General features: G+C 74.7%; 2 protein-coding genes. Both read left to right on the top strand.

Going from position 1 to position 25,168, the window contains the following annotated elements; translation table 11 throughout:
• The first annotated feature begins 3 nt into the window (after positions 1–3).
• Entirely contained in the window at positions 4–14,145 is a 14,142-nt protein-coding gene (locus tag GA0070608_RS27470; protein ID WP_091631566.1) for a type I polyketide synthase, read from the top strand.
• Positions 14,146–14,192: 47 nt separating this feature from the next.
• The gene (locus tag GA0070608_RS27465; RefSeq protein WP_091631563.1) at positions 14,193–25,154 is read left to right on the top strand and encodes a type I polyketide synthase; all 10,962 of its coding nucleotides are present in this window, start codon (positions 14,193–14,195) and stop codon (positions 25,152–25,154) included.
• The last annotated feature ends 14 nt before the right edge of the window (positions 25,155–25,168 follow it).

Below are 25,168 nucleotides of genomic sequence, written 5' to 3'. Positions count from 1 at the left end.
ACGGTGAGCAACGAGGACGAGAAGTACGTCGAGTACCTGAAGCGTACGACCTCGGAGCTGCGGCGTACCCGGCGGCGGCTGCGGGAGCTGGAGGCCCGGGACTCCGAGCCCATCGCCATCGTGGCGATGAGCTGCCGCTACCCGGGTGGGGTCGACAGCCCCGAGTCGCTGTGGCAGCTCGTGCACGACGGCGGCGACGGGATCGGAGCGTTCCCCGCCGACCGGGGCTGGGACCTGGACCGCCTCTTCCACCCCGACCCCGACCACCCGGGCACCAGCTATGTGACCGAGGGCGGCTTCGTCTACACCGCCGCCGACTTCGACGCCGACCTGTTCGGCATCTCGCCCCGCGAGGCCGTCGCCATGGACCCGCAGCAGAGGCTGCTGCTGGAGACCTCCTGGGAGGCGTTCGAGCGGGCCGGGCTGCCACTGCCGGCGGTGCGGGGCAGCCGTACCGGCGTCTTCGTCGGGGCGTCGTCGCACGGCTACGACGGCATGATGGCACAGGCCGAGAACGGCGAGGGGCACCTGCTCACCGGCAACGCCACCAGCGTCATCTCCGGCCGCGTCGCGTACACCCTCGGGCTGGAGGGACCGGCTGTCACCGTCGACACCGCCTGCTCGTCCTCGCTGGTCGCCATTCACCTGGCCGCGCAGGCACTGCGCAACGGCGACTGCGAACTGGCCCTCGCCGGCGGCGTGACGGTGATGCCCACCCCGGCGGTCTTCGTCGGCTTCAGCCGGCAACGCGGCCTCGCCGTCGACGGCCGGTGCAAGGCGTTCGCCGCCGGCGCGGACGGCACCTCCTGGTCCGAGGGCATCGGCATGCTGCTGCTCACCCGCCTCTCCGACGCCCAACGGCGCGGCTACCCGGTGCTGGCCGTGGTGCGGGGCAGCGCGGTGAACCAGGACGGCGCCTCCAACGGCCTCAGCGCCCCGCACGGCCCCTCCCAGATCCGCGTCATCCGCCAGGCCCTGGACAACGCCCGGCTCACCCCCGAGCAGGTGGACGTGGTGGAGGCGCACGGCACCGGCACCCGGCTCGGTGACCCGATCGAGGCGCAGGCGCTGCTGGCCACGTACGGGCAGGACCGCGACGAGCCGCTGCTGCTCGGGTCGGTCAAGTCGAACATCGGGCACACCCAGGCCGCCGCCGGTGTCGCCGGTGTGATCAAGATGGTGATGGCGATGCGGCACGGCGTCGTCCCGCCGACCCTGCACGTCGACCAGCCGTCCCCGCACATCGACTGGTCCGCCGGGGCGGTCACCCTCGCCACCGCCCCCACACCGTGGCCCACGGCGGACCGGCCGCGCCGGGCCGCGGTGTCGTCGTTCGGGGTGTCCGGCACCAACGCGCACACCATCATCGAGCAGGCCCCCGCACCGACCGAAGCCGAGGCCGAGCCGGCCGTGCCGGCAGAACGCACGGTGGCCCCGGTGCTGCTCTCCGCCCGGTCGGACGCCGCGCTCGCCGCCCAGGCCGGCCGCTGGGCGACCCGGCTCGCCGCCGACGAGACCCTGCGTCCGCTGGACGTCGCCTTCTCGTCGGTCACCTCCCGGTCCACCCTGGAGCACCGGGCCGTGGTCTCGGCCACCGGCCGCGACGACCTGCTGGCCGGGCTGCGCGCCCTGGCCGCCGGGGAACCGGCCGGCAGCGTGCTCGCCGGCGCCGGGTCGCCGCGCGGGCAACTCGCGGTGCTCTTCTCGGGTCAGGGCGCGCAGCGCGCCGGCATGGGCCGGGAGCTGTACGGCGAGTTCCCCGTCTTCGCCGCCGCGCTCGACGAGGTCTGTGGGCACCTGGACCGGGCCCTGCCGCGTCCGTTGCGGGAGGTGCTGTTCGCCGCGCCGGGCTCGGTCGAGGCCGAGTCGCTGGACCAGACGGTGTTCACGCAGGCCGGTCTGTTCGCGGTCGAGGTGGCGCTGTTCCGTCTGGTCGAGTCGTTCGGTGTGGTGCCGGAGTTCGTGGGTGGTCACTCGATCGGTGAGGTCACGGCCGCGTACGTGGCGGGGGTGCTGTCGCTGGAGCACGCCTGTGCGTTGGTGGCGGCGCGGGGCCGGCTGATGCAGGCGCTGCCGGCCGGGGGCGGGATGCTGGCTGTCGCGGCTGCCGAGGCGGACGTGCTGGCCACCCTCGACGGGTGCATCGACCGGGTCGGGATCGCCGCGGTGAACGGTCCGACCTCGATCGTGCTCTCCGGCGCCGACGAGGCCCTCGACGAGCTCGAACGGCTCTGGCGGGACCGGGGCGCGCGGACCCGCCGGCTCACGGTCAGCCACGCGTTCCACAGCCCGCTGATGGAGCCGATGCTCGGAAAGTTCCGCGCGGTGCTCGACCGGCTCACGTTCGCCGCGCCGTCGCTGCCGGTCGTGTCGAACGTGACCGGCACGCTCGCCGACGCCGACGAGATCCGGACCGCCGACTACTGGGTGCGGCACGTCCGCGAGGCCGTCCGGTACGCCGACGGGGTCGCCGCGCTGCGCGCGGCCGGCGTGTCCACCTTCCTGGAGGTGGGCCCGCGCAGCGTACTGACCGCGATGGCCGGGGACATCCTGCCGGCCGTCGACGGTGTGCTCGCCGTCGCCGTGCAGCGCAAGGACCGACCCGAGCCGCAGGCGCTGCTGGCCGCGCTGGCAGAACTGCACGTGCACGGGGTGCCGGTGACCTGGCAGTCGTGGTTCGCCGACACCGGTGCCGAACGGGTCGACCTGCCCACGTACGCGTTCCAGCACCAGCGCTACTGGCCCGAGGTCGGCGGCACCACCGGGCAGGCCGCGCCGACCGACACCGCCGAGGGGGACTTCTGGGCGGCGGTGGAGCGCGGCGACCTGACCGAGGTCGCCTCCCACCTGGCCGTTCAGGACGACCCGGCGGCGGTCGAGGCCCTCGCCCCGGCCGTGCCGGTGCTGTCGTCGTGGCGGCGGGCCCGGCAACGCGACGCCGTACTGGACGGCTGGTCCTACCGGGTCGACTGGGAGCCGGTACGCCCCGCCGCCGTGTCGGCGCTGACCGGCCGCTGGCTGGTCGTCACCGCCGACGCCGACGCCGGGGTGGCCGGGACGCTGGCCGGCGCGGGAGCCCACGTCGACACCGTCACCGTCGCCCCCGGCGTCGGCCGCGCGGAGCTGACCGAGCTGCTGCGCCGCCACGGCGACCAGGGCTGGACCGGGGTGCTCTGCGTGCTGCCCGAGTGTGACCGGGCGTTGCCGGACGCCCCGGCCGTCTCCGTCGGCGCCGCGCTGCTGCTCATCCTCACCCAGGCGCTCGCCGACGCCGGCCTGCCCGGCCGGCTCTGGTGCCTCACCCGGGGCGCCGTCTCCGTCGGTGGCGAGACCGTCGCCGACCCGTGGCCCGCGCTGGCCTGGGGCCTGGGCCGGGTCGTCGCACTCGAACAGCCGGACCGCTGGGGCGGCCTGGTCGACCTGCCCGCCCGCGTCGACCGGACCGCCGGGGACGCGCTGCTCGCGGTCCTCGCCGACACCGGCCACGACCAGGTGGCGATCCGCCCGCAGGGGATCCTCGGCCGGCGGCTGGTGCCGGCCGTGCCGCCCGCCGGGTCGGGTTGGCGGCCCGCCGGGACGGTGCTGGTGACCGGCGGTACGGGTGCGCTGGGCCGGCACGTGGCCCGCTGGCTGCTGAGCAACGGAGCCGACGAGGTGGTGCTCGCCTCGCGGCGGGGCCCGGCGGCCCCGGGTGCGGCGGAGTTGGCCGACGAGTTGGGCGCGGTGCGGGTGGTGGCGTGCGACGTCACCGACCGGGCGGCGGTCGACGCGCTCGTCGCCGGTCTGCCCGAGCTGACCGCCGTCGTGCACACCGCCGGGGTGGTCGACGACGGTGTCCTCGACGGTCTCGACCTGGCCCGGATGCAGAGCGTCCTCGACGGCAAGGTCCGTGCCGCCCGGGTGCTGCACGAGGCCACCGCCGGCCGGAAGCTCGACGCGTTCGTGCTCTTCTCCTCCCTCGCCGGGGTCATCGGCAGCGCCGGGCAGGGCAACTACGCGGCGGCCAACGCGTACCTGGACGCGTTCGCGGCGTGGCGACGCGGCCAGGACCTCCCGGGCACCGCCATCGCCTGGGGTGCCTGGGCCGAGGACGGCATGGCCGCGACGACGGCCGCGCTGACCGCCCGGCTCGCCCGGGGCGGGATCAACCCGCTCCCCGTCACCGAGGCGGTCACCGCGCTCGGCCGGCTGGTCAACACCGCCGAGCCGGCGGTCACCGTCGCCGACGTCGACTGGGGACGCGTCGCCGCCTCCTGGCGCCGGCCCACCCCGCTGATCGCCGCCCTGCCCGGCGTTCCCGCCGTGCCCACCGGCCCCGTCCGCGCCGTGGTGGTCGGCCGGTCCCTGCCGCAGCTCGCCGACCTCGTCCGCGCCCAGGCCGCGGTGGTGCTCGGCTACCCGGCCGGCCAGCCGCTGCCCGAGCGCACCTTCCGCGACCTCGGCTTCGACTCGCTCACCGCCGTCGAGCTGCGCAACCGGCTGACCGCCGAGACCGGCATGGCGCTGCCCGCCACGCTGGCCTTCGACCACCCCACGGTCGCCGAACTCGCCGCCCACCTGCACGGCCTCACCGCCGGCCACACCGTCAGCGAGGTGGTCGCCGACGGCACGGGCCGCGACAACGAACCGATCGCCATCGTCGCGATGAGCTGCCGGTTCCCCGGCGGGGTCGCCTCGCCGGAGCAGCTCTGGGACCTGGTCGCCACCGGCACCGACGCGATGAGCCTGATGCCCGGCGAGCGTGGCTGGAACCTCGCCGAGCTGTACCACCCCGACCCCGAGCACCTCGGCACCAGCTACGTGCGGGAGGGTGGCTTCGTCGCCGGGGCCGGCGAGTTCGATCCCGCCTTCTTCGGCATCAGCCCCCGCGAGGCACTCGCCATGGACCCCCAGCAGCGGCTGCTGCTGGAAACCACCTGGGAGGCGTTCGAGCGGGCCCGGATCGACCCGACCGCGCTGCGTGGCAGCCGCACCGGCGTGTACGTCGGCACCAACGGCCAGGACTACGGTTCGCTGCTGATGGCCGCCGGGGACGTCGACGAGAACTACCTCGCCACCGGCACCTCCGCCAGCGTCATCTCCGGTCGGCTGGCCTACACCTTCGGGCTGCACGGCCCGGCCGTCACCGTCGACACCGCATGTTCGGCGTCACTGGTCGCGATGCACCTGGCCGCGCAGGCCCTGCAGGCGGGGGAGTGCGACCTCGCCCTGGCCGGCGGCGCCACCGTGATGGCCACCCCCGGTATCTTCGTCGGCTTCTCCCGCCAGCGTGGCCTCGCCGCCGACGGCCGGTGCAAGCCGTTCGCCGGGGCCGCCGACGGCACCGGTTGGGGCGAGGGCGTCGGCCTGCTGGTGCTCCAGCGGCTCTCCGACGCCCGCCGCGACGGGAACCCGGTCCTTGCCGTGGTACGCGGCAGCGCCGTCAACCAGGACGGCGCCTCCAACGGCCTCACCGCCCCCAACGGCCCCGCCCAGCAGCGGGTGATCCGGCAGGCCCTGGCCAACGCGGGGTTGACCGCCGGGCAGGTGGACGTGGTGGAGGCGCATGGTACGGGCACCACGTTGGGTGATCCGATCGAGGCGCAGGCGCTGCTGGCGACGTATGGCAAGGACCGTCCGGTGGATCGGCCGTTGTGGTTGGGGTCGATCAAGTCGAACATTGGTCACACCCAGGCGGCGGCGGGTGTGGCCGGGGTGATGAAGATGGTTCTCGCGATGCGGCACGGGGTGCTGCCGCCGACGCTGCATGTGGACGAGCCCACCCCGCACGTCGACTGGTCGGCCGGCGGCGTCGAACTGCTCACCTCCGCCCGCCCCTGGGAGCCGGCCGACGGCGTCCGCCGCGCGGCGGTGTCCTCGTTCGGGATCAGCGGCACCAACGTGCACACCATCCTCGAACAGGCCCCCACCGCAGAACCCGAGCCAGAGCCCGAGCCGGCCGCCACCGGGCCGACCGGTGAGCTGCCCTGGGTGCTGTCCGGGCGTACCGTCGACGCCCTCACCGCCCGCACCCAGGACCTGCGCGACCACCTCGACACCGTCGACGACGCGGAACTCGCCGACGTCAGCTGGTCGCTGGCCGCCACCCGCGCCTCCCACGACCACCGGGCCGTCGTCTTCGCCACCGACCGGGACGACCTGGCCGCGGCTCTCGACGCGCTCGCCGCCGGCCGACCCACCCCGCAGACCGTCACCCGGGTTCCCGGCACGCCGGGGGAGGTCGCCTTCGTCTTCCCCGGCCAGGGATCGCAGTGGGTCGGCATGGCCGCCGAACTCCTCGACACCGCCCCGGTCTTCGCCGCGAAGTTCGCCGCCTGCGCCGAGGCACTGCGCCCGTACGTCGACTGGTCGCCGACCGACGTGGTGCGCGGCGCGCCGGACGCCCCGTCGCTGGAGCGGGTCGACGTCGTCCAGCCCACCCTGTTCGCGGTCAGCGTCTCGCTCGCCGCGCTCTGGGAGTCGTACGGGGTGCGCCCGTCCGCCGTCGTCGGCCACTCCCAGGGCGAGATCGCCGCCGCGTACGTCGCCGGGGGCCTCACCCTGGACGACGCGGCGGCCGTGGTCGCGCTGCGCAGCCGGATCATCGCCGGCATCGCCGGGGACGGCGGGATGGTCTCGGTCGCCACCACCGCCGACGAGGCCACCGCGACGATCACCCGTTGGGCCGGCCGGATCGCCCTGGCCGCCGTCAACGGGCCGACCTCGGTCGTGGTCTCCGGCGACAGCGCGGCCCTCGACGAGCTGGTCGCCCACTACGAGTCCCGCGAGGTGCGAGTACGCCGCATCCCGGTGGACTACGCCTCCCACTCCGCCCACGTCGAGCAGTTGCGCGACCAGCTCCTGGAACTGCTCGCCGGGCTGCGGCCCCGCACCGGCGAGGTCCGGTTCCGGTCCACGGTGGAGGGGGACTGGCTCGACACCGCCGCCCTCGACGCCGACTACTGGTACCGCAACCTGCGGCAGACCGTCCGCTTCGACGACGCGGTGCGCAGCCTCGTCGCCGCCGGCTACCGGACCTTCGTCGAGGTCAGCGCCCATCCGGTGCTGACCATGGCCGTGCAGGAGAGCGTCGAGCTGGCCGCCGACCCGGACGGGGTCACCGTCACCGGCAGCCTCCGCCGCGGCGAGGGCGGCCTCGGCCGCTTCCTGCGCGCCCTGGCCGAGGTCTACGCCGGGGGTACGCAGGTGGACTGGCGGCCCGCGTTCACCGGCCTCGCCGGACGTCGTCGGGACCTGCCCACCTACCCGTTCCAGCGGCAGCTCTACTGGCCGCAGCCGTCCGCCACGCCCACCCCGGCCACCGGCGCCGCCGGTCACGTGGAGGCCGACGAGGTCGATGCCCGGTTCTGGGCGGCCGTCGAGGCGGAGGACCTGGCCGCGCTCACCGCCGAACTCGCCGGCACGACCGAGTCGGAACCCGTGCCGGACGCGGCCTTCGCCGACGTGCTGCCGGTCCTCGCCGCCTGGCGCCGCCGGCACCGCGACCAGGCCACCGTGGACTCCTGGCGGTACCGGGACAGCTGGACGCCGATCGCCGCCGACGGCCGCGGCGAGCCCGCCGTCACCGGCATCTGGTGGCTGGTCACCGGCCCCGACGACACCGGCGCGGCCGAGGCCGCCTTCTGCCGGGAGGCGCTGGAACGGCACGGCGGCACCGTCGTACCGCTGGTGCTGGACGGCGACCGCACGGACCGCGAGGCGCTCGGCGCCCGGCTGCGTGACCTCGCCGACGGCGGCACCCCGGTCGCCGGGATCCTGTCGCTGCTGCCGCTCGACGAGGCGCCGGCCCCGGCGCACCCCTCGGTGCCGGTCGGCTTCGCCGCCACCGTGACCCTGGTGCAGGCGCTCGGTGACGCCGGCGTCCGCGCCCCGCTGTGGTGCCTCACCCGGGGCGCCGTCGCCACCGGCCCGGCCGACCCGCTGCCGCACCCGTTGCAGCAGCTCACCTGGGGCTTCGGCCGGGTCGCCGCACTGGAACACCCGGACCGCTGGGGTGGCCTGGTCGACCTCCCCGACGAGCTGGACGACGCGTCCGGCCGCCGGCTGGTCGGCGTCCTCACCGGCGCCGACGGGGAGGACCAGGTCGCGTTGCGGTGGGCCGGCGCGTTCGGCCGGCGGCTGCTGCCCGCCCCGCTGGGTGACGCGCCCGTCGCCCGTTCCTGGCGGCCCTCCGGCACCGCCCTGGTGACCGGTGGCACCGGCGCGCTCGGCGGGCACATGGCCCGCTGGCTGGCCGCCAACGGCGCCGCGCACCTGGTGCTGGTCAGCCGGCGCGGCCGGCAGGCCGACGGCATCGCCGACCTCGAGGCCGAGCTGGTGGGGCTGGGTGCCCGGGTGACCGTCGCCGCCTGCGACGCCGCCGACCGGTCGGCGCTCGCCGCCGTCCTCGCCGACCTGCCGTCCGAGCATCCGTTGACCACCGTCGTGCACACCGCCGCCGTGCTCGACGACTCGGTGATCAACTCGTTGACCCTGGACCAGGTCGACTACGCGCTCGGCGCGAAGGTCACGACCGCGCTGAACCTGCACGAGCTGACCCGCGAGATGGACCTCGACGCGTTCATCCTGTTCTCGTCGATGGCCGGCACCGTCGGCAGCTCCGGCGTGGGCAACTACGCCCCCGGCAACGCGTTCCTCAACGCCCTCGCCGAGCACCGGCGTGCCCTCGGCCTGCCCGCCACCTCGATCGGCTGGGGCGCCTGGGGTGGCGGCGGCATGGCCGACGGCGAGTTCGGCCAGATGCTGCACCGCCACGGCGCGCCCGAGATGTCGCCGCGGCTCGCCGTCGCGGCCCTGCACCAGGCCGTCGAGCACGACGAGACGTTCCTGACCATCTCGAACATCGCCTGGGACCGGTTCTTCGTCGCGTTCACCGCCACCCGGCCAGGGCCGCTGATCTCCGAGATCCCGCAGGCGCAGCGGTTGCGGGCCACCAAGGGCCTGACCGAGGCGAAGGAGACCGACGAGTCCGGCCCGGCCGCCGGGTTCACCCGGATGAGCGCCGTCGAGCGCCAGCAGGCACTGCTCGACCTGGTCCGCGACCAGGCGGCGACGGTCCTCAAGTACGCCGACGGCCAGGCCGTCGACCCGAACCACGCGTTCCGGGACCTCGGCTTCGACTCGGTGACCGCGGTGGAGCTGCGCAACCGGCTCGCCACCGCCACCGGGCTGCGGCTGCCGGTGACCCTGGTCTTCGACTACCCGTCGTCGACCGCGCTCGCCCGGCACCTGCACGAGGAGTTGGGCGGCGGGGCCGCCGTCGCGGTGCAGACCGCCCCGGTGACGCTCGGTGACGACGAGCCGGTGGCCATCGTCGCCATGTCCTGCCGCTTCCCCGGCGGGGCGAACGACCCCGAGCGGTTCTGGCAGATGCTGCACGCCGGCCGCGACGCGGTGTCCGACCTACCCGGTGATCGAGGTTGGGACGTCGAGCGGCTCTACGACCCCGACCCCTATTCCACCGGTACCTCCTACGTCCGCAGCGGCGCCTTCCTCTACGAGGCGGCGGAGTTTGATGCCGGTTTCTTCGGTATTTCGCCGCGTGAGGCTCTGGCGATGGATCCCCAGCAGCGGTTGATGTTGGAGGTCTCGTGGGAGGCGTTGGAGCGGGCAGGGGTTGATCCGGGGGGCTTGCGGGGTTCGCGAACAGGGGTGTTCGTGGGCACGAATGGTCAGGACTATGGGGCCCTGTTGATGGTGGCAGGGGATGACGTGGAGGGGTTCGCGGGCACGGGCAACGCCGCGAGTGTGGTGTCGGGTCGGGTGGCGTACGCGTTGGGGTTGGAGGGGCCGGCGGTGTCGGTGGACACGGCGTGTTCGTCGTCGTTGGTGGCGTTGCACCTGGCGGTGCAGTCGCTGCGGCGTGGCGAGTGCGACCTGGCCTTCGCCGGTGGTGTGACGGTGATGGCGACGCCGGGACTGTTCGTGGAGTTCTCGCGCCAGCGGGGGTTGGCGGCGGACGGGCGGTGCAAGGCGTTCGCGGCGGGTGCGGATGGTACGGGCTGGGGTGAGGGCGTCGGTGTGTTGCTGGTGGAGCGGCTGTCGGATGCCCGCCGTAACGGTCACGAGGTGCTGGCGGTGGTGCGCGGATCGGCGATCAACCAGGATGGTGCGTCGAACGGCCTGACGGCGCCGAACGGTCCGTCGCAGCAGCGGGTGATCCGGCAGGCGTTGGCGTCGGCCGGGCTGTCCACGGCCGACGTGGACGTGGTGGAGGCGCACGGTACGGGCACCACGCTCGGTGATCCGATCGAGGCGCAGGCGCTGCTCGCCACCTACGGGCAGGACCGCGATGGGCACGAGCCGCTGCTGCTCGGGTCGGTGAAGTCGAACATCGGCCACACCCAGGCCGCTGCCGGAGTCGCCGGCCTGATCAAGATGGTGCTGGCGATGCGGGCGGGCGTGGTCCCGGCGACGCTGCACGTGGACGAGCCGTCCCCGCACATCGACTGGACGTCCGGCGCGGTGGAGTTGGCGACGGAGTCCCGGCTCTGGCCGACGGTCGACCGCCCCCGCCGGGCGGCGGTGTCGTCGTTCGGCATCAGCGGCACCAACGCGCACGTCATCATCGAGTTGGCCGAGGAGCCGTCCGCCGAGAGCGCGGAGCCCGACGCCGAGGCCGGCACGGACCGGGGCCCGGGGCTGGTGGCCTCGGGTGCCGTGCTCTGGCCGGTGTCCGCGCGGTCCCGGGCGGCCCTCGCCGGTCAGGCCGCCCGGCTGGCCCGTCACGTCCGACGGTACGAGGATCTGGACCCGGCCGCCGTGGCCTGGTCCCTCGCCAGCACCCGGTCGACGTTCGACCAGCGGGCCGCCGTGGTCGGCTCGGACGTGGGCGAGTTCCTGGCCGGGCTGGACGCCCTGGCGGCCGGTCTGCCGACGGGCAATCTCGTCACGGGCACCGTCTCCGGCACAGGCGCGGGTCCGGTGTTCGTGTTCCCGGGTCAGGGTGCCCAGTCGGCGCGGATGGCGGCCGGTCTGGTGGGTCGGAGCCCGGTGTTCGACGTGCGGCTGGCCGAGTGCCAGCGGGCTCTGGCGTCGTATCTGGACGTGGATCTGGTGTCGGTGTTGACCGGCGATGACGAGTCGTGGCTGGAGCGGGTCGAGGTCGTGCAGCCGGTCCTGTGGGCCGTGGGTGTCGCGCTGGCCGCTGTCTGGCAGCACGCCGGAGTTGTGCCGCAGGCGGTGATCGGTCACTCGCAGGGTGAGATCGGTGCCGCGTGTGTGGCGGGGATCCTGTCCCTGGACGACGCGGCGAAGGCGGTCGCGTTGCGGTCGCGGGCGCTGACCGTGCTGCGGGGTACCGGGACGATGGCGTCGGTCGACCTGTCCGCCGACGCCGTGACGGAGCGGCTGGCCGCGTTCCCGGGTGTCGGGGTGGCGGCGGTCAACGGCCCGTCGACCGTGGTGGTGTCCGGTCCGCCGCAGCCCGTCGCCGACCTGGTGGAGGCGTGTCAGGCCGACGGCATTCGGGCGCGCCTGATTCCGGTGGACTACGCCTCGCACTCGGCGGCCGTCGAGCAGGTGGCCGAGCAGCTCCGCACGGACCTGGCCGACGTCACCCCGCAGGCTGGTCACACCCGACTGGTCTCCACGCTGACCGGTGACTGGGTCGAGCCGATGTCGATGGGTGCGGCGTACTGGTACGACAACCTGCGGCAGACGGTGCGGTTCGACGCCGCCGTCCGGGTCGCGGTCGCCGCCGGGCACACCACGTTCGTGGAGATCAGCCCGCACCCGGTGCTGACGATGCCGGTGACGGCGATCCTGGACGATGCCGGGGTCACCGGGTACACGTTGGGCAGCCTGCGCCGGGGCGACGACGATGCGACGCGGCTGCTGACCAACCTTGCCACCGCCCACACCATCGGCCTGCCCGTCGACCTCACGACGGTCCTCGCCGGGACCGACCCGGTCGCACTGCCCACGTACGCCTTCGACCGGGACCGGTTCTGGCCGACCGCGACGACCGGGCAGGGCGGCGCCGAGGAGACCCCGAGCGGCGTCGACTCCGCGTTCTGGGCGGCTGTCGAAGGGGAGGACCTGGCCGCGCTCGCGGAACTCACCGCGCAGGACGCGACAGAATCGCTGGAACGGCTGGGCGCGGCCCTGCCGGTGCTCGCCTCCTGGCGGCGACAGCAGCGGCAGCGGTCCACCCTGGACGACCTCAGCTACCGCAGCGTCTGGCAGCCGTACACCGGGACCCCGGTCAGCTTCCTCCCCGGCGCCTGGTGGGTCGTCGCCGACGAGCGGCACCCGGAGGAGGGCGAAGCCGCCGTCAACGAGCTGGCCCGCCGGGGCGCCGACGTCCGACTGGTGCTGCTGCCGGAGGATCTGACCGACCGGGCCGCCCTCGCCGAGCACCTGATCAGCGCCACCCACACCGCCGACGGCGGACGGCCCCCGGCGGACGGGGTGCTGTCACTGCTCGCCCTCGCCGACGGCGCGGTCGACGACACCCAGCCGGTGCCGCCCTTCCTCGCCCGGTCGCTGGCGCTGATCCAGGCGCTCGGCGACCTCGACGTGGCCGCACCGCTGTGGTGCGTCACCCGGGGGGCCGCCGGCACCACCCGGGGCACGACGCCCGGTCGACCGGAGCAGTCGCTGCTCTGGGGCCTCGGTCGGGTCGTGGCCCTGGAACACCCCGAGCGGTGGGGCGGCCTGGTCGACGTCCCCGCCACCCTCGACGACCACGGCTGGGATCTGCTCTGCGCCGCGCTCGCCGGCCTCGACTGCGAGGATCAGCTCGCGGTCGACGGCACCACCATCCTGGTGCGCCGGCTCGTACGGGCGCCCGGCGGTGAGGCGGCCACCGACGAGGCCGGCTACCCGGGCACGACGCTGGTCACCGGCGGCACCGGCGCACTCGGCGCGGAGGTGGCCCGCTGGCTGGCCGCCCGGGGCGCCGAGCACCTGATGCTGGTCAGTCGTCGCGGCGCGGACGCCCCCGGCGCCACCGAGCTGGTCCGGGAGCTGACCGGGGCGGGCACCCGGGTGACCGTCGCGGCCTGCGACGTGGCCGACCGGGCGGCGCTGGCCAAGCTGTTCGACGAGGTACCCGCCGACGCGCCGCTGACCAGCGTGGTGCACGCGGCCGGCGTGCTGGAGGACGGGGTGCTCGACGGGCTCACCGCCGACCGGCTCGCCACCGTCCTGCGACCCAAGGTGCTCGGCGCCCTGCACCTGCACGAGCTGACCGTCGGGCGGGAACTGCGCGCGTTCGTGCTGTTCTCCGCGCTGGCCGGCCAGCTCGGCGCCGCCGGTCAGGGCAGCTACGCCGCTGCCAACGCCTACCTCGACGCCCTCGCCGAGCAGCGGCACCGGCAGGGGCTGCCGGCCACCTCGGTCGCCTGGGGGCCCTGGGCGGCCGGCGGGATGGCCGCCACCGACCCGGCCGTGGAGGAGCGCCGCCGTCGTACCGGCGTGGCCCGCCTCGACACCGGGCCCGCGCTCACGGCGCTCGCGCAGTGCGTCGCGCGGGGCGAGCCGGCGACGATGGTGGCCGGCATCGACTGGGCCCGGTACGTGCCCGGGTTCGTCGCGGTCCGGCCCAGCCCGCTCATCGCAGGCGTGGCCGAGGCGAGGCGGGCCGCCGCCGAGCGGGCCGAGGACACCGGCGTCTCCGCGGAGTCCCTGGCCGCCCTGCTCGCCGGGCAGACCGACGCCGAACGGCGCAGGACCCTGCTGGAGCTGGTACGCGCACAGGCCGCCGCCGTGCTCGGACACGCCTCGATGGACGCCGTGGAGCCGGACCGGGCGTTCCGGGAACTCGGCTTCGACTCGCTGACCGCCGTGGAGCTGCGCAACCGGCTCACCGCGGCGACCGGTGTCCGGCTGCCCGCCACGGTGGTCTTCGACTACCCGACCGCCGCCGGGCTGGCCGAGTACGTACGGGCCGCGATCGTCGACGGCGGGGTGGTCGGGGTCGCGCCGGTCTTCGGCGAGCTGGACAGGTTGGAGGCGGCGCTCTCCGGTTCCGCGCCGGACCGGAGCGCCCGAATTCGGATCACTGAGCGGCTGCGGGCGCTGCTGGCCTCCCTCAACGAGGCCGACGCGCCGGCGGACGGCGACACCGTCGCCGAGAAGCTCCAGGACGCGACGCCGGATGAGGTCTTCGACTTCATCGACCGCGAGCTGGGGATGTCCTGACGTGATCGCTGCTGCGACGACGGGTCAACACAAGGAGTGCGCGGTCCATGGCTGACGAGGCGAAGCTTCTCGACTACCTCAAGCGGGTCACCGCTGACCTGCACCAGGTGCGGCAGCGCCTGCGCGAGGTGGAGGCCGGTGAACAGGAACCGGTCGCCATCGTCTCCATGAGCTGCCGCTTCCCCGGCGGGGTGCGCTCGCCGGAGGACCTGTGGGAGGTCGTCGCGTCCGGTCGGGACGTGGTCTCCGACTTCCCCGAGGACCGTGGCTGGGACCTCGGGTCGCTCTACGACAGCGACCCGGAGCAGTCCGGCACGTCGTACACGCGGCAGGGTGGCTTCGTCCACGACCTGGCCGACTTCGATCCGGGCTTCTTCGCGATCTCCCCCCGGGAGGCGCTGGCGATGGACCCGCAGCAGCGCTGGCTGTTGGAGACCTCGTGGGAGGCCCTCGAACGGGCCGGCATCGACCCGCACTCGCTGCGCGGCAGCCGCACCGGCGTCTTCGCCGGCAGCACCGGCCAGGACTACGGCACGGTGCTGATGGGTGCCGCGCAGGGCCTGGAGGGGCACCTGATGACCGGCAACGCCGGCAGCGTCGTCTCCGGCCGGATCGCCTACACCTTCGGGCTGGAGGGACCGGCGGTCACCATCGACACCGCCTGCTCGTCCTCCCTGGTCGCCCTGCACCTCGCCGGGCAGGCGCTGCGGCAGCGGGAGTGCACCCTGGCCATCGTCGCCGGGGTTACCGCGATGTGCAGCCCGGCGGCCTTCGTCGAGTTCTCCCGGCAGCGCGGCCTCGCCGCCGACGGCCGGTGCAAGGCGTTCGCCGCCGCCGCCGACGGGACCGGCTGGTCCGAGGGGGTCGGCGTCCTGGTGCTGGAACGGCTCTCGGACGCGCAGCGCAACGGCCACCCGATCCTCGCCGTGGTGCGGGGCAGCGCGGTGAACCAGGACGGCGCGTCCAACGGTCTGAGCGCCCCGAACGGGCCGTCACAGCAGCGGGTGATCCAGCAGGCCCTGGCCAACGCCGGCCTCGCCGCCGGCGGCGTGGACGTGGTGGAGGCGCACGGCACCGGCACCCGGCTCGGCGACCCGATCGAGGCGCAGGCGTTGCTGGCCACGTACGGGCAGGACCGGGGTGACTCGGCGCCGTTGCTGCTGGGTTCGGTGAAGTCGAACATCGGTCATGCCCAGGCCGCCGCCGGGGTGGCCGGTGTGATCAAGATGGTGATGGCGATGCGGCACGGCGTCGTGCCGCCGACCCTGCACGTCGACGAGCCGACCCCCGAGGTCGACTGGTCGGCCGGCGAGGTCTCGCTGGTGACCGAGGCGACACCGTGGCCGGCGGCGGGCCGGCCGCGCCGCTCGGCGGTTTCCTCGTTCGGGGTTTCCGGCACCAACGCGCACACCATCCTGGAACAGGCCCCGGCGCCCCAACAGCCCGCGTCGGCCGACGCCGCGCCGGTGGTCGAGCGGCCGGTCGTGCCGGTGCCGGTGTCGGCCCGTGACGCCGCCGCTCTCGCCGCGCAGGCGGGTCGCTGGGCGGCCCGGCTGGCCGCCGAGGAGACCCTGCGTCCGCTGGACGTGGCCTTCTCGTCGGTCACCTCCCGGTCCACCCTGGAGCACCGGGCCGTGGTGTCGGCTACCGGCCGAGACGAGCTGCTCGCCGGGCTGCGGGCCCTCGCCGCCGGGGAACCGTCGGGCGCGGTGGTCACGGGCCAGGCCAGCGGTCGGGGTTCGCTGGCGGTGCTCTTCTCGGGTCAGGGCGCGCAGCGCGCCGGCATGGGCCGGGAGCTGTACGGCGAGTTCCCCGTCTTCGCCGCCGCGCTCGACGAGGTGTGCGCGCAGCTCGACCCAGTGCTGCCCCGTCCGCTGCGCGAGGTGCTGTTCGCCGCGCCGGGCTCGGTCGAGGCCGAGTTGCTGGACCAGACGGTGTTCACCCAGGCCGGTCTGTTCGCGGTCGAGGTGGCGCTGTTCCGTCTGGTCGAGTCGTTCGGTGTGGTGCCGGAGTTCGTGGGCGGCCACTCGATCGGTGAGGTCACCGCCGCGCACGTGGCCGGGGTGCTGTCGCTGGCAGACGCGGCCACGCTGGTGGCGGCGCGGGGCCGGCTGATGCAGGCGCTGCCGGCCGGGGGCGGGATGCTGGCCGTCGCGGCTGCCGAGGCCGACGTGTCGGCCACACTTGCCGGCCAGGCTGACCGGGTCGGGATCGCCGCGGTGAACGGGCCGACCTCGGTGGTCGTCTCCGGCGACGTGGCGGCTCTGGACGAGGTCGAGCGGCTCTGGCGGGACCGGGGCGCGCGTACCCGCCGGCTCACGGTCAGCCACGCCTTCCACAGCCCGCTGATGGAGCCGATGCTCGCCGAATTCCGGGTGGTCCTGGACGGGTTGACCCTCGCCGCGCCGTCGCTGCCGGTGGTGTCGAACGTGACCGGCATGCTCGCCGACGCCGACGAGATCCGCACCGTCGACTACTGGGTGCGGCACGTCCGCGAGGCCGTCCGGTACGCCGACGGGGTCGCCGCGCTGAAGGCCGCCGGGGTCGACACGTTCCTGGAGGTCGGGCCGCGCAGCGTACTGACCGCGATGACGGCGGACATCCTGCCGGACGCCGACGGGGTGCTCGCCGTCGCCGTGCAGCGCAAGGACCGACCCGAGCCGCAGGCACTGCTGGCCGCGCTGGCCGAGCTGCATGTCCACGGGGTGCCGGTGACCTGGCAGCCGTGGTTCGCCGACACCGGTGCCAGCCGGGTCGACCTGCCCACGTACGCGTTCCAGCACCAGCGCTACTGGCCCGAGGCGGGGGCCGGGTGGACCGGCGACGTCACCGCGGTCGGCCTGCGGCCCGCGCGACACCCCCTGCTCGGGGCCGCCGTCGGCGTCGCGCACGCCGAGGGCTTCCTGTTCACCGGCCGGCTGGCCCGGCGTACCCATCCGTGGATCTCCGACCACGTCGTCTTCGACACCGTACTGCTGCCCGGCACGGGCTTCGTCGAACTCGCCCTCCAGGCCGGTGCGCACGTCGGCGCGGACCACGTCCGCGAACTCACCCTGGAATCGCCGCTGATCCTGCCGGAGACCGGGGGCGTGGACATCCAGCTCTGGATCGGTCCGGCGGACGAAACCGGCTGCCGGTCCGTGTCGCTGCACTCCGCCCAGGACGGCGAGCCGGCCGAGGGCGCCGACGAGCGGGCCTGGACCCGCAACGCCAGCGGTGTGCTGGCCGGCGGCCCCGCCGGGCCGAGCGGTCCCACCGGCTGGTCCGATCTGACCGCCTGGCCGCCGCCGGGCGCGACCGAGGTCGGCACCGACGACCTGTACCTGAACCTCGCCGCGCAGGGCTACGACTACGGCCCGTCGTTCATCGCGCTGCGTTCCGCCTGGCGGCGCGGCGACGACCTCTTCGCCGAACTGGCGCTGCCGGAGGCCCCCGCTGCCGAGGCCGGCGGGTACGGCCTGCACCCGGCGTTGCTCGACGCGGCGCTGCACACCCTCGGCCTGACCACGCCGGCCGGGGAGCCGTCCGGGGCGGACATGCCTCCCGGGTACGGGCGGCTGCCGTTCTCCTGGAACGACGTCGCCCTGCACGGCGCCGGGGCCGCAGCGGCCCGGGTCCGGGTCTCGCACACCGGCACCGACAGCATCTCGCTGCTGCTCGCCGACGTCACCGGCGCGCCGATCATCTCCGTCGGCTCCCTCGTCCTGCGGCCGGTCTCCGCCGACCAGCTCCGGACCGCCGGGGGCGGCGGCACCGAGTCGCTGTTCCGGGTCGAGTGGGCCCCGCTCGCCCTGCCCGCCGGCCCGTCGACCGTCGACTGGGCGGTCGTCGGCGACGCGGCGGCGCTCACCGACGCGGTCGCGGTCACCGGTACGGCCGTGGCGGCGTACCCCGACCTGACCGCCCTGGCCACGGCGATGGACGACGGTACGGACGCACCCGGCGTGCTGGTCGTGCCCTTCCTCGACCCGCCCGAGTCGGCGGAGGTGCCCCAGGTCGTCGCCGCGGTGACCCACCGGGCGCTCGCCGTGCTCCAGCAGTTCCTCGCCGACGACCGCTACGCGGCCTCCCGGCTGGTCGTGCTGACCCGGGGCGCGGTCGCCACCGACCGGGACACCGACCTGACCGACCTGGCCGGCGCCGCCGTGATCGGCCTGCTCCGCTCCGCCCAGTCGGAGAATCCCGACCGGTTCGTGCTGGTCGACGTCGACGACGTGGCCGGCGCCGCCGCCGCGCTCGTCCCGGCCGTCGCGACGGACGAACCGCAGGTCGTGATCCGCTCCGGCGTCGCCGCCGGCGCCCGGCTCACCCGGGTCCCGGCCGTGACCGAGCCGCTGTCCGCCCCGTTCGACGGGGAGGGCACCGTCCTGATCACCGGCGCCACCGGCACCCTCGGCCAGCTGATGAGCCGGCACCTGGTGACCGTGCACGGCGTCCGGCACCTGATCCTCACCAGCCGGCGCGGCCGGGCGGCCGGGGGCGTCGCGGAGCTCTGCGCAGAGTTGGAGGCGCTCGGCGTGAGCGTCACCGTCGCCGCCTGCGACGTGGCCGACCGGACCGCCGTGGCCGACCTGCTGGCCGGTATCCCGGCGGAGCACCCGCTCACCGCCGTTATCCACGCCGCCGGTGTCCGTGACGACGGGGTCATCTCCTCGCTCACTCCCGAGCGGATGGACGGCGTGTTGCGGCCCAAGGTCGACGCCGCCTGGAACCTGCACGAGCTGACCGCCGGGCTCGACCTGAAGGCGTTCGTCTCGTACTCCTCACTCGCCGCCACCGCGGGCGGCCCGGGCCAGGGCAACTACGCCGCCGCGAACGCGTTCCTCGACGGGCTGGCCCAGCACCGCAAGGCGCGCGGCCTCGCCGCGCTCACCCTCGCCTGGGGTCTCTGGGCAGACCGCAGCGGCATGACCACCGAGCTGGACGACGTCCACCTCAACCGGATCTCCCGCTCGGGCGTCGCGGCCATGGAGGCCGAGGAGGGGCTCGCCCTCTTCGACGCGGCCTGCCGCAGCACCGACGCCGCGCTCGTCCCGGCCCGGCTGGACCTCGCCGCGATGAAGGTGCAGTTCGCCGGCGGCAGCGTCCCGCCGCTGTACCGGGCGCTGATCCGCACGCCCGCCCGCGCCGCCGCGGCCACCACCGGCGCGTCGCTGGTGCAGCAGCTCGCCGGGCTCGGCGACACCGAACGGGCCGCCGCGCTCGTCGAGATCGTCCGGGGCCAGGCCGCCGCCGTGCTCGGCTATCCCGACCCGGCGGCCATCGAGCCGCGCCGGGCGTTCAGCGAGTTCGGCTTCGACTCGCTCACCGCCGTCGAGATGCGCAACCGGCTCAACAACGCGTTCGGGATGCGGCTGCCGGCCACCCTCGTCTTCGACTACCCGAGCCCGCACGACCTGGCAGCCTTCCTGGGTACGGAGATCGCCGGCACCCCGGTCCCCGTGCGGCCCACGACCACCACCGGGCCGGTCGGCGACGACGAGCCCCTCGCGATCATCGGTATGGCCTGTCGGCTGCCCGGCGGGGTGTGGTCCCCCGACGACCTGTGGCGGCTGGTGGTCGACGGCGTCGACGCGATCACCGACCTACCGACCGACCGTGGCTGGGATCTCGACAGCCTCTACAGCCCCGACCCCGATGCCAGCGGCACCTTCTACGCCCGGGGTGGCGGCTTCCTCGACGGCGTCGACCGGTTCGATCCCGGCTTCTTCGGCATCTCGCCCCGCGAGGCCCTGGCCATGGACCCGCAGCAGCGGCTGCTGCTGGAGACCACCTGGGAGTCCTTCGAGTCCGCGGGCATCGACCCGGCCGCCGTACGGGGCAGCAGCACCGGCGTCTTCGTCGGCACCAGCGGCCAGGACTACGGCTCGCTGCTCGCGTACTCGCCGGAGGCCGCCGAGGGATACATGCTGACCGGGATGACCAGCAGCGTCATCTCGGGACGGGTGGCGTACACGTTCGGGCTGGAGGGGCCGGCGGTGTCGCTGGACACGGCCTGCTCGTCCTCCCTCGTCGCGCTGCACTGGGCCGGCCAGGCGCTGCGGCGTGGCGAGTGCGACATGGCCCTCGCCGGTGGCGTGATGGTGATGGCCACCCCGACGGCGTTCGTCGAGTTCTCCCGGCAGCGCGGCCTCGCCGCCGACGGCCGGTGCAAGTCGTTCGCCGCGTCCGCCGACGGCACCGGCTGGTCGGAGGGCGTCGGCATGCTGCTCGTGCAGCGGCTCTCCGACGCCCGCAGGCAGGGCCGCACGGTCCTCGCCGTGGTACGCGGCTCGGCGGTCAACTCCGACGGCGCCTCGAACGGCCTGACGGCGCCCAACGGTCCGTCGCAGCAGCGGGTGATCCGGCAGGCGTTGGCGTCGGCGCGGTTGTCCACGGCCGACGTGGACGTCGTGGAGGCGCACGGTACCGGCACGACGCTGGGCGACCCGATCGAGGCGCAGGCGTTGCTGGCCACCTACGGTCAGGGCCGCGACGGTCGCGAGCCGTTGCTGCTCGGCTCGATCAAGTCGAACATCGGGCACGCGCAGGCCGCCGCGGGCGTGGCGGGTGTGATCAAGATGGTGCAGGCGATGCGGCACGGGGTCGTGCCGGCGACGCTGCACGTGGAGGAGCCGTCCCCGCACATCGACTGGACGTCGGGCGCGGTCGAGTTGGCGACGGAGTCCCGCCCGTGGCCGGCGGTGGACCGGCCGCGTCGGGCGGCGGTGTCGTCGTTCGGTATCTCCGGCACCAACGCCCACGTGATCATCGAGCAGGCCGACGAGCCGGTGGAGGTCGTCGCTCCGGCCGTGCCGGGTCCGCCTCTGGTGGCGTCGGATGTCGCGGTGTGGTCGGTGTCGGCGCGGTCGAAGGGCGCCGTCGCCGGTCAGGCGGCCCGCCTGGCGGAGTTCCTGCGCAAGCACGGTGACGTGGATCCGGTGGCGGTGGGTTGGTCCCTGGCGACGACGCGGTCGGTGTTCGACCAGCGGGCTGCGGTTGTCGGCGCCGACGTGGACGACCTGCTGGCGGGGCTGGACGCTCTGGCGGCTGGTGCGCCGGCGGGCGGTCTCGTCACGGGCGCGGTCGCTGGTCATGGTGCGGGTCCGGTGTTCGTGTTCCCGGGCCAGGGTGCCCAGTCGGCGCGGATGGCGGCCGGTCTGGTGGGTCGGAGCCCGGTGTTCGACGTGCGGTTGGCCGAGTGTCAGCGGGCTCTGGCTCCGTATCTGGACGTGGATCTGGTGTCGGTGTTGACCGGCGAGGACGAGTCGTGGCTGGATCGGGTCGAGGTGGTGCAGCCGGTGCTGTGGGCCGTGGGTGTCGCCTTGGTGGCGGTCTGGCAGCAGGCCGGGGTGACTCCGGCGGCGGTGATCGGTCATTCGCAGGGTGAGATCGGTGCCGCGTGTGTGGCGGGGATCCTGTCCCTGGACGACGCGGCGAAGGCGGTCGCGTTGCGGTCGCGGGCGCTGACCGTGCTGCGGGGTTCCGGGACGATGGCGTCGGTCGACCTGTCCGTCGACGCGGTCACCGAGCGTCTGGGCGGCTTCCCCGGTGTGGGTGTCGCAGCCGTGAACGGGCCTTCCATCGTGGTGGTGTCGGGTCCGCCGCAGCCGGTGGCCGATCTGGTCGAGGCATGTCAGGCCGAGGGTGTCCGGGCGCGTCTGATCCCGGTGGACTACGCGTCGCACTCGCCGGCGGTGCAGGAGGTCGCCGAGCAACTCCGCGCCGACCTGGCCGACGTGACCCCGCAGCCGGGGCACACCCGGCTCGTCTCGACGCTGACGGGGGACTGGGTCGACCCCGCCGTCATGGGCGCGGACTACTGGTACGACAACCTGCGGCAGACCGTCCAGTTCGACGCCGCCGTCCGCGTGGCCGTCGCCGCCGGGCACACCACGTTCGTGGAGGTCTCTCCGCATCCGGTGTTGACGATGCCGGTGACGGCGATCCTGGACGATGCCGGGGTCACCGGGTACACGTTGGGCAGCCTGCGCCGGGGCGACGACGATGCGACGCGGTTGCTGACGAGCCTGGCGACTGCGCACGCCATCGGTCTGCCGGTCGACCTGACCACGGTCCTCGCCGGGACCGACACCGTCACACTGCCCACCTACGCCTTCGACCACCAGCGGTACTGGGTCGACCCGCCGGTGCACCGGGCGCACGACGTCAGCTCCGCCGGCCTCCAGGACGCCGGACACCCGCTGCTCAGCGCCACCCTGACCTTCCCCGACAGCGAGCGGATGGTCTTCACCGGGCGGCTGTCGGTGCGTACCCACCCCTGGCTCGGCGAGCACCGGGTGATGGACAACATCCTGCTGCCCGGCACCGCCTTCGTGGAACTGGCCACGTACGCCGGTGAGCAGGCCGGCTGCCCGACGGTGGAGGAGCTGACCCTGCTCGCCCCGCTCGTCCTGCCCGAACTCGGCGCGCTCCAGGTACAGCTGATGGTCGGCGACCGGGACGACGACGGGCGACGCGCCGTGCAGCTCTACTCCCGGCCCTACCGGGACGGCTCGGACGAGATCCTGGCCGACGTCGCCTGGACCTGCCACGCCACGGGCCTGCTCGGCCCGGAACCGGCCGGCGGCACCGCGCCCGCCTTCGACCTGGGGGTGTGGCCACCGCCCGGCGCGACGCGCGTCGAGGCTGACGACTTCTACGCCGGGATCGAGGCGACCGTCTTCGGGTACGGCCCGGCGTTCCGTGGCCTGCGCGCCGCGTGGACCCGCGACGACGAGGTCTTCGCCGAGGTCGAGCTGCCCACCGACCACCACGCCGAGGCCGGCCGCTTCGGCGTGCACCCGGCGCTGTTGGACGGCGCGTTGCAGGCCATGTCGATCGGCGGCTTCCTCGGCCGGATGGGCGACGGCGCCGACGCCACCGTGCCCCGTCTTCCGTTCGCCTGGACCGGCGTCTCCCTGCTCGCCGCCGGTGCCACCGCCCTGCGGGTGCGCGTCGCCGCAGCCGGCGAGGTCGGCGTCTCCTTCCAGGTGGCCGACGCCACCGGGGCTCCGGTGCTGCACGTCGACTCGCTGATCATGCGGCGGGTCGCCGGCGACTCGCTCGGCGCGGCCCGTTCCGGCCGACACGAGTCGCTGTTCCAGGTGGACTGGCCGGTGCTGCCGGTACCCACCGGCCCTGTGCCGGCGGCCACCCGCTGGGTGGTGCTCGGCGACGACCTGGCCCTCAGCGCCGCCTGCGAGGCGGCCGGTGCCCGGGTGCGTACCGACGTCGACCTCGACTCGCTGGGCGATCTGCTCACCGGGGGCGAGTCGACGCCCGAGGCGGTGATCGTCCCGGTCGGCGGTGTCGGGGACCCGACGGACCCGGCGCTGGCCGGGCAGGCACGGGCCACCACGCACCGTACCCTCGCCGCGTTGCGGACCTGGCTCGCCGACGACCGGTTCGCCGAGTCCCGGCTGGTGCTGGTCACCCGGGACGCCGTGGCGGCAGGGGAGCAGCAGCTGGTCAACCTGCGGCAGGCCCCGGTCTGGGGTCTGCTGCGCACGGCGCAACTCGAACACCCGGGCCGGTGCCAGCTCGTCGACCTCGACGACACCACGGACAGCACCAGCGCGCTGGCCGCCGCGATCGCCTCCGGCGAACCGCAGCTCGCCGTACGGGCCGGGCAGGTACGCACCCCACGGCTCGGGCGGGTCCCGGCCGGGGTGGAGCCGCTGCCCGGCGGGATCGACCCGGACGGCACCGTGCTGGTCACCGGCGGGACCGGCGTCCTTGGCCGCATCCTGGCCCGCCACCTCGCCACCACCCACGGCGTACGGCACCTGCTGCTGGCCGGGCGACGCGGCGCGGCGGCCGAGGGGATCGGCGACCTGGTCACCGAACTCGCCGGCACCGGTACGGAGGTGACCGTCGCGGCCTGCGACGCCGCCGACCCCGACGCCCTGTCGGCGCTGCTGGCCGGGGTGCCCGCCGAGCACCCCCTCACCGCAGTGGTGCACGCCGCCGGCGTCCTCGACGACGGTGTGCTGGAGTCGATGACCCCCGAACGGGTGGACGCGGTCGCCGTGCCGAAGATCGACGCGGCCTGGCACCTGCACCGCCTCACGGCCCACCTGGACCTCGCGGCCTTCGTCCTCTTCTCCTCGGCGGCGGCCACCCTGGGCAGCGCCGGCCAGTCCAACTACGCGGCGTCGAACGCCTTCCTCGACGCCCTTGCGGCGCACCGCCGGGCCCGCGGACTCGCCGGCATCTCGCTCGCGTGGGGCCTGTGGGAGCAGGCCAGCGGCATGACCGGCCACCTCGGCGACGACGACGTGCGGCGGATGGCCGAGCAGGGCGCGGCCGGGCTGGCCACCGAGCAGGCGCTGAACCTCTTCGACGCCGCGTGGCGGCTCGACGCGGCGGCCGTCGTGCCGATGCGCCTGGACGTAGCGACGCTGCGGGCGCAGGCGGAGGCCGGCACCCTCGCGTCGATGCTGCGGGCCCTGGTCCGGGCGCCGCAGCGGCGTTCTGCCGACGCCACCGGCGCCCGCGGCGGCGGGGTGCAGCTCGGCCAGCGACTCGCCGGCCTGGCCGGTCCGGAGCGGCTCAAGGTGGTGCTCGACGTGGTACGGGCGAACATCGCCGCCGTCCTCGGTCACGCCGGCGCCGACGCCGTCGACCCGAACCGGCTCTTCACCGACCTGGGCTTCGACTCGCTCACCGCGGTCGACCTGCGCAACCGGCTCAACGGCCTGTCCGGGCTGCGGCTGCCGGCGACGCTGGTCTTCGACTACCCGACGCCGACCGCGCTCGCCGAGAAGCTGACCAGCGAGATCGCCGCCGACGCGGCACCCTCCACGCAGCCCCTCTTCCAGGGCATCGACACGGTGGAGAGCCTGCTCACCGCCATCCCGCTCGACCCGGCGGCCCGGGCCCGGTTCACCGCCCGGATGCAGGACCTGCTCGCCAAGGCGTCCGACCTGGCGGCCGGGCCCGCCGTCGAACCGGACCGGCCCGATCTCGACTCGGCCAGTGACGACGAGATCTTCGACTTCATCAGCAAAGAGTTTGGAATCTCCTGAGATGACCAACCTTC

Source organism: Micromonospora peucetia, from assembly GCF_900091625.1.
In the GTDB taxonomy this organism is placed as follows: Bacteria; Actinomycetota; Actinomycetes; order Mycobacteriales; family Micromonosporaceae; genus Micromonospora; species Micromonospora peucetia.
Note: the sequence above shows the minus strand (reverse complement) of the source record. Positions and strands in the feature narration are given on the sequence as shown.